Origin of the sequence: Gardnerella sp. KA00771 (assembly GCF_049244045.1) — a bacterium.
Lineage (GTDB): Bacteria > Actinomycetota > Actinomycetes > Actinomycetales > Bifidobacteriaceae > Bifidobacterium > Bifidobacterium swidsinskii.
Genome location: NZ_CP058368.1, coordinates 274920 through 287609, shown reverse-complemented (window position 1 = coordinate 287609; position 12690 = coordinate 274920). Strand labels below are relative to the sequence as shown.

General features: G+C 44.2%; 10 protein-coding genes. 5 read left to right on the top strand and 5 right to left on the bottom strand.

All coding sequences use genetic code 11. From position 1 onward, the window contains the following. Positions 1 to 14: 14 nt before the first annotated feature. Positions 15 to 1499 carry an App1 family protein gene (locus tag HXT57_RS01350; RefSeq protein WP_415692895.1) on the bottom strand — a complete coding sequence of 495 codons (1485 nt, stop codon included), beginning with the start codon at positions 1497 to 1499 and terminating at the stop codon, positions 15 to 17. Continuing rightward, positions 1496 to 3313, bottom strand: a complete 1818-nt coding sequence (locus HXT57_RS01345) for a L,D-transpeptidase (protein WP_116431919.1) — start codon at positions 3311 to 3313, stop codon at positions 1496 to 1498. The genes HXT57_RS01350 and HXT57_RS01345 overlap by 4 nt, the downstream gene beginning before the upstream one ends. Positions 3314 to 3694: 381 nt before the next feature. Here HXT57_RS01345 and HXT57_RS01340 point away from each other — a divergent pair, with 381 nt between their 5' ends. From HXT57_RS01340 to rpiA, 4 genes are all read left to right on the top strand, one after another. Continuing rightward, positions 3695 to 4822, top strand: a complete 1128-nt coding sequence (locus HXT57_RS01340) for a diacylglycerol/lipid kinase family protein (protein ID WP_102703356.1) — start codon at positions 3695 to 3697, stop codon at positions 4820 to 4822. 30 nt (positions 4823 to 4852) lie between these two features. Continuing rightward, a complete protein-coding gene (pgm, locus tag HXT57_RS01335) occupies positions 4853 to 6526 on the top strand; it encodes a phosphoglucomutase (alpha-D-glucose-1,6-bisphosphate-dependent) (protein WP_004574076.1) in 1674 nt (557 codons plus the stop codon). A gap of 35 nt (positions 6527 to 6561) precedes the next feature. Beyond that, positions 6562 to 7647 carry a ribonuclease H family protein gene (locus tag HXT57_RS01330; protein ID WP_004110200.1) on the top strand — a complete coding sequence of 362 codons (1086 nt, stop codon included), beginning with the start codon at positions 6562 to 6564 and terminating at the stop codon, positions 7645 to 7647. Between the two features lie 598 nt (positions 7648 to 8245). Further along, a complete protein-coding gene (gene rpiA / locus HXT57_RS01325) occupies positions 8246 to 8944 on the top strand; it encodes a ribose-5-phosphate isomerase RpiA (protein ID WP_004110197.1) in 699 nt (232 codons plus the stop codon). A gap of 716 nt (positions 8945 to 9660) precedes the next feature. Here rpiA and HXT57_RS01320 read toward each other — a convergent pair. Together HXT57_RS01320 and HXT57_RS01315 are read right to left on the bottom strand one after the other, a co-directional pair. Beyond that, positions 9661 to 9750 (bottom strand): 30S ribosomal protein bS22, encoded by a 90-nt coding sequence (locus HXT57_RS01320; RefSeq protein WP_004268639.1) that lies wholly within the window; start codon positions 9748 to 9750, stop codon positions 9661 to 9663. 104 nt (positions 9751 to 9854) lie between these two features. Continuing rightward, positions 9855 to 10511, bottom strand: coding sequence for a hypothetical protein (locus HXT57_RS01315; protein ID WP_004109607.1), 657 nt, complete (start codon positions 10509 to 10511; stop codon positions 9855 to 9857). A gap of 107 nt (positions 10512 to 10618) precedes the next feature. Between HXT57_RS01315 and radA the strand changes: the two genes are divergently transcribed. Further along, positions 10619 to 12088, top strand: a complete 1470-nt coding sequence (gene radA, locus HXT57_RS01310; protein ID WP_102703353.1) for a DNA repair protein RadA — start codon at positions 10619 to 10621, stop codon at positions 12086 to 12088. A gap of 28 nt (positions 12089 to 12116) precedes the next feature. Here radA and HXT57_RS01305 read toward each other — a convergent pair whose 3' ends face one another. Beyond that, the gene (locus tag HXT57_RS01305; RefSeq protein ID WP_064621690.1) at positions 12117 to 12674 is read right to left on the bottom strand and encodes a cysteine hydrolase; all 558 of its coding nucleotides are present in this window, start codon (positions 12672 to 12674) and stop codon (positions 12117 to 12119) included. Positions 12675 to 12690 lie beyond the last annotated feature (16 nt).

Genomic DNA, 12690 nt, shown 5'->3' with positions numbered 1-12690 from the left:
CAATTATTTTTATACTATTTCGCGATTGCTTCCTCTATAAACGGAAGCATTACTTTAGCTAAATCTTTGCCTTGAGGAGCTGCAAAAAATGGCACGCCTTGCAAAGTACCAACAGCACCTTCTGCTTCAATTATGCGCATTTGAGCATCATCAAAATCATCAATATCACCAGAAAACTCGTTAGCATTATGTAATTTTTCGATCGCCATAGTAGGAATTTCTTGTGCATCTTCACACGTAGTATCAAGAGCATCCGAAAAAACATATGCACGCTTAGACGCACTTAAAGCAACCGCAAAATCACGAGATAATTTACGACGAAAATCCTCAACAGTAGCATGCTTACGCAATTGCCTAATACCTACTGCAAGCACACGACCTGGATGCTTACGAATAATATTCGCATACGTTAAAGGATCCTTTTGACCATCATCGCCAATAAGCACAAAACGCATACCCGGAAAATCATCCATAAGCTGAGTTGCAAATTCTAATTTATGCTGCGGTCCGTTTGGGATAAAAGTTTTAGGACGTGGATCCAAATCACGAAGAAGAAGAGGACCCTCAGGAAACTTTTCGCGATCAATAAAGTGACGAATTGAAGCCTCAACATTCCACGGAGAAGTAGAAAGATAGAAAAATGGAATATCGTCACGTAAACGCTCTAAAGACTGGAAAAACTCAGACATTCCAGTAACTGGCGAACGATGAGCAGGATTCATAATAAGCAAATTATAAGCAGCACGAATTGGCGAAGGCGCTTGAGTTACCATAATAGTGTCGTCAACGTCCGAAATAACACCAACAGGAACATTTGCGTCAATAGCAAACAAGCTCGCTTTTACAGGCTCACGATCACTAACAGAATACGAAACAACGTGACGACCAGGCTCTAAAGCGCGCTCAGTAATTAAATCTAAATACCCTGCACGGTCAGAAATACAATACTCTGCACTACCATCGCGCGAACCTTCAGGCTTATCGTATATTTCAGAATCGCCAATTTGAGCTGTTTCTACAGGAATACCGTCAATAGACAAAGCCACGCGCACACGCACAGCAGGAACAACAAGCATTGCGTAAATTCCGCGTTTTAGAGCAGAATGATGACCAAGCTTTGGAGCATACACAGTTCTGCAAATCAAGCGAGCATATCTATGCGTTCCGTATCCAATATACGGCTCAACACTTGGAAACCAGCCAAGACGACGAGCAACACGACCAGCAAGACGCATCCACATGCCGACAATAGACGTAACGAGCCTGCGACCAAAACGCACAAGCAATGGCTTATTGTCAATACACTCAGCTTTAGACGGAGTGTCAAACAATGTTGCAGTAACATGCACAGGAATTGGCGCGCTGCTAATTCGTCTAGACGCAGCTAACTTCGGAGTAGATTGTGGACTTTGCACACACTCAAGATTAGAACGCGCAGAAAGCAAAAGTTCTTCGGCGCGTTCATCTTTGTTAAGTGAGTTACCCACAGATTCGCTCATTCGCGTACCGGACCATCTGGAGTCGTGCCAACAATTTGTACAATAGTGCCACGTGGGCAATTTTCAAAAATCCAGCGAGCATCCTGCTCATACATGTTTATGCAACCATGAGAGCCGTGATTTGCAGCATCGCCAGTTGCAATACCCTTATAATTCCAAGAAGCAGTGTGGAAGCCTTCTCCACCATGGTAATAGCTAACCCAACGCACTCCAGGAGAGAAGTAAGGAGAGCCATCGCCGTTCCTACCGCGCATATCTTGTGAAGCATAACGCAAGTAAATAAAGAATGTGCCGGAAGCTGAATCATCAGCACCGCGCTTACCTGTGCAAACAGGGAATGTTTTTACAAGTTCATCATTCTTATAAACAGAAGCCGTTTGAGTTGTTTTGTCAACAACAATGCGCATTTCAACAAGCTTCTTTTCAACGGTAAACTTAGTGATTTTCGCAGGAACAGCCATCTTGAAATCATTGCCATTGCGCAAAGATTCTACAGCCTTTTTCGCAACACTATTGGAATAGTTAATTTCAACACCATTAGAACCTTTAAGCGTTGTGAAAATAAACCTACCTTCTTTATCAATTGCATCTTCTTGATTAATTTTTTGCTGATTAAGTTCTTTTGGAAGAACTTGAGACAAATAATAATCTGCTTTATCTGCATCAATTGTGTAAGAAAGCTTACGGCGAGTCGTATCTGCTTTTATACTGATCCAAGACGCAATCGCTTCTTTTGGAACCGTAAAATCTTTACCGTCACCGTTATTAAACGTGATTTTTTTCTCAAGAAGTTTATTTAAATCATTTACAAGTTTCTGCGCTGCATCAAGCTTAATAGGAGCGTCAGTGCGTCGAGATGTAACAGAAACTTTTACTGTTTTACCAGGGTAAGCAATTAACTTTTTTACTGCTTCACGAACAGACATAGTTTCTATAGTGCGACCAGGTATGCCATCCTCTACCTTGTAAGATTCAGAATCCTTGTCGAAAACTGCACTATAAGGTACAGCACGATCCTTCTCACGAATAAACTTATGCAATAAGTACGAATCCAAAGCAGAATCATCACGTACAGCTTTCAAGCTCACAGTTTGATGAACCCAAGGCATAATACGAGTAAATAAATTATCTCGCTTAGCATTCATAATAGCTTTTACAGTTGCGTTCTTATCAATCTTGACACCAAGCTGACTCAAATCTGCATCAATACTATTTCCTTGATCGTCACTAATTTCTAATTCGCTATGATCCACAGCATTCTGAACAGTCTTGCTTACAGAATCTTCCTGATAGCCAGTGAGATTGCGCGTAATAGAAGCATCACCAAAATCAACACCTGGAGCAACTCGATTGTTGAAATACAAATGAAGTGCAAAAAATGCTGCTGCTAACAAAATAACAAAAATAAGAAGCGAATACATCAACGCCATTGCGGAACGATTCGTACGATGTTTCTTTGCTTTCGGCTCTACTACTCTAAATGAATCGGTTGCAGTTGAATCGGCAGGAGTTGCATTTGCATACATGCCATAAGATGCAGCATTATTACCAAACACATTCTTCTTATTACCGGCAATATCTTCAACGATATCGTCAACAATGTCTCCAGAAGTATCTTCTTCATCGGCGACTTCGTCTAAATTATCAGCAAGAGTTCCCTCATAATTAACAGAATTATCAGCTATTTGATCTTCTACATGACTTTGAGGAACCTGCATAAAAGCAACAGTATCGTCACTAGCATCATCAGGCATATTACTAGGTGTAATATTGAGGGATTCATCTCCCTCAAAATTTTGCTGTAATTCAGCCATATTCAAAACCTCTGCTCAATAGTTGTATGCGACAGATACGCTTGCACAGTTTACCACTAGCGACGCACGAAATTAGTATTAGCGAAGCAGGAGAGCATAACTGGTTACATAACTAGCTATATAACTAACTAAATATTTAGTACAGAATTAATGCGAATAATACACGTGAAAAACGAGCAAAGAACAAGCAAAAGCAGCAAAATGCACAATTAACTAGCAACTAGCCGACACCTGATGAGTAACTAATAAACATCTAATACAAGCAATAAACGGTATTTATAAAAACAATACATACTATACAAATGTGTAAAAAACGTAAATATTCGCAATATGCCGCAAAATTTAGTATTGTAGAAAAAATAATGTGCAAGAATAGGAGGTATGCCAACTATGCCTATTCAAGCGACTATTGCTCTTATGATGATTGTATTCGCGCTTGTACTCGCTCCATTCGTCATCATGATTGTTTCGCGCGCTTTAAAACGTCATCATTTGGCAGAAAAACTTGCTCAACGACATGGCGACTCAGTGCATTACGCATTCATACTTAATCCTTCAAAACCACAAGCGAAATCGTATCGCGAAAGTATTAAAAATTATTGCAAAGAACGCAATTTAACCTACGAAATTATTGATACACAGTTAGATAAAGATGGACGCGAATGCGCTTTAGAAGCACTTTCAAACGGAGCTAACGTAGTAGTAGCAGTAGGCGGAGATGGCACGGTTCGTACTGTTGCGAGCGCAGTAAGCGGTAAAGGTCACGCGATGGGAATTATTCCTATTGGAACTGGCAATCTTTTTGCTAGAAATATGGGAATTCCAGTAAACGACGTGGATGCTGCGTTGCGTGTTGCAACTTCTCACGGCTCTAGGCAGGTTGACGTTGGGCGCGTAACGATTCTCGACAATCCAGAAGAAGATCATGGACACGCATTCTTAATTATTGCAGGCATTGGTTTTGACGCGTTAATGATTGACGACACTGATCCAAACTTAAAAAAGAATATTAGTTGGCTTGCTTATTTTGTCTCTGGCGTAAAGCATTTGTTTATGCCAAAATATCGCGCAACCGTTACCTTACAGCGTTCGAATGGCGACGAAAGCGTGCTAAAAGGATTGACTTTCCGCACACTTATGGCTGGAAATTGCGGTCAGATTCCTATGTTTTCGCTTATGCCAGAAGCAGCATATGACGATGGTGTGCTTGATTTTGAGATTATTGACACTTCGGGCGGTTTAATTGGTTGGGCTAATTTGTTCCGAGGAGTAATACACCAAACGCTAACAGGGCGCGCGCTCCAGCAGGATTCGCTTTCTGCAGGCTCAAGAATTGACCAAACGCAAGGTTTTAGCGCAGAAGTGCAATTAGAAAAAGCGGCGCCAGTGCAGGTGGACGGCGACATTTTGGGTTACACAAAACATTTGCGATTCACTGTTGACAAACAAGCACTGTGCGTGCGCGTGCCGGCAAGCGTAAAAACTAGCGTTGCTTCAGAAAAAATATAAAATACAAGCGCCGTGGCAAAATAAAAAATTATGGTAGCAAAAAATGCGGGAATGCCCGCCACCCCAGAAGATCTAGTCGACGTCGACGCTTTGGTTGGCGCTTACTATGATGAAGTTCCAAATTCCAACATTCCAGAACAGCGCGTGATTTTCGGCACGTCCGGTCACCGTGGTTCTGCTTTAAAAACTTCGTTTAACGAAGCTCATATTGTGGCAATTACACAAGCTATTGCTGAATATCGCAAAAAAGCTGGCGTAACTGGCCCTCTTTATATTGGTCGCGATACGCATGCTCTTTCTGAGCCTGCTCAAAAGACCGCTATTGAGGTTTTGGTTGCTAACGGAGTTCACGTTCGCGTGGATTCTCGCGGCGATTTCGTGCCAACTCCTGTTGTATCCCAAGCTATTTTGACGCATAATCGCGCAGCCGACGGCACTCAGCGTTTTAGCGGCGACGGCTTGGCTGACGGCATTGTCGTCACTCCTTCGCACAACCCACCAACCGACGGCGGTTTTAAGTACGATCCTGTAACAGGCGGTCCTGCCCCTGCAGAAGTAACTAACGCAATTGCAGCTCGAGCAAATGAATTGCTCGACAACTACAAGTCTGTAAAGCGCGTACCTTTCGAGGAAGCAATCAAGTCTGATTTGGTTGAAGGATTCGATTACCGCGAACACTACGTTAGCGATTTGGCAAACGTAATCGACTTCGACGTGATTCGTTCCAGCGGCGTGCGTTTGGGAATTGACCCACTCGGCGGCGCAAGCGTAAACTACTGGCCACTTATGAACGAAAAGTATGGCCTGAACATTGGCGTTGTGCGTCCAGAAGTTGACCCAACTTGGAGATTCATGACTATTGACCACGATGGCAAGATTCGTATGGATCCAAGCTCCCCTTACGCAATGAAGGGCTTAGTTGATCAGCTTAACGCTGGCGCTTGGGATAAGTACGATTTGGTTGGCGGCACCGATCCAGATGCTGACCGTCACGGTATTGTGTGCCCGAACTGGGGCGTTATGAACCCGAACCATTACATCGCGGTGTGCGTGGAGTACTTGTTCGGCGGCGCTCGCCCGGATTGGCCAAAGAATACTGCTATCGGCAAGACGCTTGTGTCTTCTTCCTTGATCGACCGCGTAGCTGCTTCTATTAACGCAAAGCTTGTGGAAGTTCCAGTTGGATTCAAGTGGTTCGTTGACCCACTCTTTAGCGGCGAAGTTGCTTTCGGCGGCGAGGAAAGCTCCGGCATGAGCTTCTTGCGCAAAGATGGTCGCGTGTGGACCACCGATAAGGATGGCTTGATTCCTGATTTACTCGCTGCGGAAATTACTGCAAAGACTGGCAAGAACCCAGCTCAGCTTCACCAGGATCAGGTAGCTCGTTTTGGCGAAAGCTGGTATAAGCGCGTCGATACCCCAACAACACTTGAGCAAAAGCAGAAGTTTGCAGCTTTGAGCGGCGACGACGTTGAAGCAACCAAGCTTGCTGGTGAGGATATTACCGCAAAGCTTACGGAAGCTCCTGGAAACGGCGCAAAGATTGGTGGCTTGAAGGTGACGACTAAGAACAACTGGTTCGCTGCTCGCCCATCTGGTACCGAGAATATTTACAAGGTTTACGCAGAATCCTTCGTTTCTCCAGAAGCACTTGACAAGGTGCTTGAGGAAGCTACTGCTGTAGTCGACAAGGCTTTAGCGTAACGTAATAATCTTGCGTAAATAAAGAAATCTACTAATTGCGCTGGTTGCAATCTGCAGTCGGCGCATTTTTGAAAGGTTTTGTCATGATTGTTGTTTCAACAGACGGTTCCGCGCTCGGAAACCCGAATGGTTCAATGGGTTGGGCGTGGGCAGATCACATTGACGAGTCTGGTAGCTCTAACGAACATCATCACACAGGCAATGCAGATGCTGGAGGCGCAACTAATGGCACAAATCAAATTGGCGAATTATGCGCGGTTTTGGAAGCTTTACGAGCACATCCTGGAAGAGAGCCGCTCACAATCGAAAGTGATTCACAATACGCTATTAACTGCGCAACTACGTGGATTCACGGATGGAAAAAGAACGGTTGGAAAAACTCTAAAAATGAACCTGTTAAAAATGCCGAGCTGATTCGAGCAATCGACGCGGAAATTACTAAGCGCGAAGGCGCCGTAAAATTCGTGTGGGTTAAGGGTCACGCAGGAAACGAAGGAAACGAAAAAGTTGATACATTAGCGCGCGGATATGCGGAAGATTGCCGAAATGGTTTGAAGGACGGATACTTGCCTTTAGAAGGCTGGAAGTCGCTTCTTGCTTCTGAATATGCAAAAGGTACGAATGTGCCAAGTGATGCGAAAATGCTTTTAGACGGCAAAATTTCTCATGCAAAATACCATCTTGAACGCACAGTTGGCGAAGATATTAATCCTGATTTTTCTGCACAAAATAGTAAAAACACTAGTGATCTAACTGAATCTGCAAATGAATCAGCGCGCGAACAAGCGCGTGAAACAAAGCGTGAAACGTTAGAAAATAGCGAAAAAGATGCACTATCAATAGAAAATAAACAAAATGTACACCAGCAAGATGCACACCAGCAAGACGCTATAACTATTGTTCAAGAAGTTCCAAAAACAAAGCAAAATGTTACGCAAACTGCATCTAAACCAGTTCAAGGATTAAGTGTTTCTGGCGTGCTGCAATTTACTCCACCACCAAACACAAGCCCAAGTTTTAACGGCGAGGCGCGCTTTATTTCCGGCACAATCAACGTAAACGGCTACGTAGAACCAGACGGCACCTTGCATTTATCTCCAACCGCCTTCTACCTTTCATAGCTATTTTTTGCAATTCGTTTAGTGTGGTGTTTGGCTGGCGGATTTCTGAAGTGGCTGTGTGAGATAGGAATTACTTGTCTCGCAGCGCTCCGCTCTTATACCTTATTTGAGCTTAGCGGTTGCATAGTTAAGTTTAGTTTTTTACTTACTTTTTCTGCAAAAATAGTATTCATCAACAAGATTATTACTATCGTTCCGCTTTTATATTGCTCGACCAAGCAATTCCTATCTCCCACTACTAATAAAACCGCTAGCGTTCTGTGGTGTGGTATGAGTGCCTGGTGTGGCACCATGCAGTAGCAATGACGCTAGTGTTCTCTAAGCAATAAATACTCAACGTCTGCAGAGCGCAACTGCAAAACTTCATGAACGTGCAAGCATCCAATCAGTGCAAAAAATCTCAAATCTCTACCACACGAATATCCCGTGAATGAATGAAGGCACAATTAAAATGCACATAGCCCTAAAAATCTGCACGCAGACTAATATGGAAATGTACGAAAATGAGGCACGCATAAAAACACAAAGCCTCTCCCGCAAATAGCGATGGAAGTTCATCGGCGAACTCGGGAATAACAAAAACAAGAAAGCAGGGATAATGGATAAAGCACAACAAGATGCGCTTAAAAAAGCAGCAGGCATTGAAGCCGCAAAGATTGTAAAGAATGGAATGATGGTTGGCCTTGGCACCGGCTCTACAGTGCGCTTCTTGGTTGACGAGCTTGGCCGCAGAGTTCAGGAAGAAGGCTTGAGCTTTACGGGAGTTACCACTTCTCGTCGCACACAAGAGCAAGCAGAAGGCTACGGCATTAAGATTCTCGACATTAACGAAGTGGATCACATTGACGTTACAATCGACGGCTCCGACGAAGTTGACAAGAATTTCAACGGAATTAAAGGCGGCGGCGCAGCTCTTCTTTGGGAAAAGATTGTGGCTATTAACTCTGACCGCATTGTGTGGATTGTTGACGCAAGCAAGGTAGTCGACACGATTGGCAAGTTCCCACTTCCTGTTGAGGTGATTCCATTCGGCTCCGCGCAAGTGATTCGTAAGTTCGAAAAGCGCGGATATAAGCCAGTTTTACGTCTTGATGCAGACGGCAAAGAAGTTCGTACCGACGAGAACAACTTCGTGGTTGATTTGCATATGGAGCGCATTGAGCATCCACAGGAGTTGGCGAAGGATTTGATTGAAACTGTTGGCGTTGTGGAACACGGCTTGTTCTTGAACATGGTTGACACCGTGATCGTCGGCGATCCTAACGGCCCTCGCACGCTTACCAACCCAAATAAGTAGCGAAACTAATCGCAACTAAATAAAACGAAAGTAGAGTCCGTAAACACGGGCTCTACTTTTTTATTACTGTTGCGCGAGTTTTTGTTTGGTGTGGCGCGAGTTTTGGGGGATTTCTCTCCTCGCATGCGCTACGACCTGCTTGAGCGCAGCATTGTGCGCGCGAAAGCAACTCGGAGCGTGAGCTTGCTCAAGTTGAAAGCACGGTGTGCTTTCAACGCAAGCTCAGTAGCGAGCGCACCTAGACCGCGCGAGCGTTCCTTCGTCGCTCTATTCTTAAACTTTTTTAACGATAAGCTCGCGTTTTATTACGCTCGCTTGCGAAACTCGCGTTGGAAGTCCACTGGACTTCCAACTTAAGCGAGTTTCCGCATTGAAGTGCCTCCGCGCACTACGCTTTAAGCGCTCCGGCAAGTCAATGCGCAGTCCTCTTTTAGTGCTCGTAAAGAAATCCCCCAAACTCTGCGTGTTTAATCGTTAATAACCGTGCCTTATCGCAGAGATTTTTCGATTTTTCTTCTTCGCTTGGCGAATCAGCAGCCTGAGGCTCTGACGTTCGCCGCGCTCAGTGCGAAAAATCTCAAATCTCTACCACACGAATATTTGCAAGACAATCCGCGAAATATATAAATAAATAAAAAGCGCCGGGAAAACCGACGCTTCAAAAAAAGTCTTACGTGCCTAAACGTTCAGACACGCATCAACGCATAGCAAGAAAATTACTTGCGCTGGTGACGAGTCTTACGCAGCAGTTTGCGGTGCTTCTTCTTGCTCATCCGCTTGCGGCGCTTCTTGATGACAGAACCCATCTGAAGCCTCCATTCCTATGTAAAGTGTGCAACTTGCCTAATGTTACACCGTTTTAACGACTTTGTGGAGTGATATTACAAAGAACATCATTTTTTACAACAATTTACATTGGGAATCTGTGATAAAAACGCTCTACTGCTTGCTTTGCGCCGTTCACTTCAAAAACAGCGGTATCGTTCTGCCACAATGCACTAGCCTGTGATTTATCATTTTCATCATTTCGCAACACATAGCTACCGGAAGTCTTGCCAGAAACTTGAATTTTTCCACTTGCGATATCAGAACCCTTAAGTCCATCAACTAACGCCTCATACTGTTTGTTTGCAGAATCGCGATTCGACCATTGAGCAACAGTTACAGACACTTCCCCATCTGGCTGACCAGTTGAGTACTTAACAGAATATTCCTCCAAAGGCGACGATTCAGTCCAAGTTGCACTAGGTATAGCGTCAACACGAGCGAAATCAAGTACGCTATCTGGCATAGCCTTAAGCAATGCCGTAGAAGATGCTGGCAAAGGTTTCGATGGTATAGAAGGCGTTTTAGGCATTACCATATGATTTTTGCTCGCAACGTTTTCGTGATTTAATGCCCAACCTGGCCACATAAATGCTGAAATTAGAGCCAAAACCACAATTACTGCAGCTGAAGTCAACACAACTAATAACTTGCTGTGTGATGAATTATTGACACTTGAGGAATTCATATTCAACGCACCCATCTTTGAAGCATTCATACTTGAAGCATTCGATTTCGACATACTTGCATTATGTCACATCGCGATGACGCTTTTAGTACGCAAAAGCGCTTTACAATCAAAAACAAATACAAAATATGATTGTCTAATAAAGCGTATAGCGTCGAGATATGGCTAGTAAATCTACTCTTCACTATTTATGCTCTGAATGCGGTTGGAGCGGCTCAAAATGGTACGGTCGCTGCCCTGAATGTGGCGAATGGGGCACAGTGAACGAGTTTAGAGAAGCGCGAGTTAGCGGATTATCTCGTACAACACGTACACCGCGCGCATATTCACCAGATAGCATAACTACTTCTAATCGCAATAGCGCACATTCAACTCTCGATTCAGCAACATCCGCGCAACCAATTAGCGAAATTCAAGCAGACGACACAATGCGCATCCACACTGGTTTTAGCGAATTCGATCGCGTATTAGGCGGAGGACTTGTGCCAGGCTCCGTAACTCTTATAGCAGGAGAGCCAGGTATCGGAAAATCAACACTACTTCTAAAAACAGCAGCTTACGTATCTAAGCAATCAAAAGAAAGCAACACTCCCCCGGTATTGTATATTTCCGGCGAGGAATCAGCAGCGCAAGTTAAATTGCGCGCGTCTAGAATTAACGCTGTAAACGATTATTTATTACTTGCAACAACAGGCGATCTTGACACTGTGCTGGATCTTATTGAAACGCATCACCCTACGCTTGCCATTGTCGATTCTGCGCAAACGATTTCCGCACAAGAAGTAGATGGTATTACAGGCGGTTCTACACAAGTTAGAGAAGTTGCGAGCGCACTTATCGACGTTGCTAAAGCTAACAATATTCCGATACTTTTAGTTGGGCACGTTACAAAAGATGGTTCAATAGCAGGACCGCGGACGCTTGAGCATTTAGTTGACACAGTATGTCAATTTGAAGGCGATACACAAACAGCGCTACGCATGCTAAGAGCCGTAAAGAATCGCTTTGGACCTACAGACGAAGTTGGCTGCTTCGATATGAGCGGTGAAGGAATTGAGGAAGTGCCAGATCCTTCCGGACTGTTTTTGTCTTCTACAGAAAACGATAATCAAGGTAAAAATGCGCAAGATGGCACAAACGACGGAACTTGCGTCACTTTTACACTTGAAGGACACAGAAGCCTGCCGATTGAAATACAAGCACTTGTAACGCAATCAGCCCTGCCCACTCCTCGCCGTGCAGTTTCTGGTGTTGATTCTAACCGTCTTGCAATGCTTACAGCAGTTTTGTATCGTCACGGACGCGTTAATTTGCTTGCAAAAGATTTGTACGTATCTACTATTGCAGGAGCGTTGGCAAAAGAGCCGTCTTGCGACTTAGCAATCGTAGCAGCTTTAGCTAGCGCTGCTGCCGGGAAAGCAGTAACTCCTAAAACTTGCGCAATTGGCGAAATGAGCTTAACTGGTCAAGTTCGCCCAGTGCCAAGAATAGAGCCGCGATTGCGTGAGGCTGCGCGAATAGGATATAAGCGCGCAATAGTTTGCCATATGCGGAAAAACGTTAATATTCCAGGATTAGAAATTATTGAAGTTAGCACAGTGCGAGAAGCGTTGAAAGCACTTGGGCTATAAGCTAAGCAAATGCCCAAGTGCTACTACTTTAAAGGATTTCGCTTGTGCTGCACACTGTTATAAGCGGCGTAAAAAGCTCCATAGTTTTAAGAGCTAGCTTATGATTTTCTGGCGTGCTTCCTGCACAAGCATCTTCTGCGATACGCACAGCAACGCCATTATCTGCTGCAGCTAAAGCGGTTGTTAGTACGCAACAATCTGTTGCGACTCCGCAAATTGTTATTTTGTGACATTCGCCTAATGCAGCTTTAAGCTTCGTACCCCACTTTCCAAAAGTTTCGCAAGTAACTACAGTGTGACCTTCCGCAAGTTCTGCTGTTTCTGGAGTGAAGTCATACATTGGGTCGTCAGGTTTTACGAGGAATTGTGGCCAATCTTTAAAATAGTCAACCCAAGCGTTTTCTGGCTTAAGCGGTGCTACATAGCGCGTGTAAATTACTCGATTACCATAGGCTTTTGCAAGTTTTGTAAAAGCTTCGGTTGTTGAATCGTAAGTGTGATCTGCGCACGCCCAAGTCGACCACTCACTTTCGCAAAAAACGCGCTGTCTGTCGATTACCACTAACCATTCGTCTTCTTTAATCATTTGAATATCCTTTCAT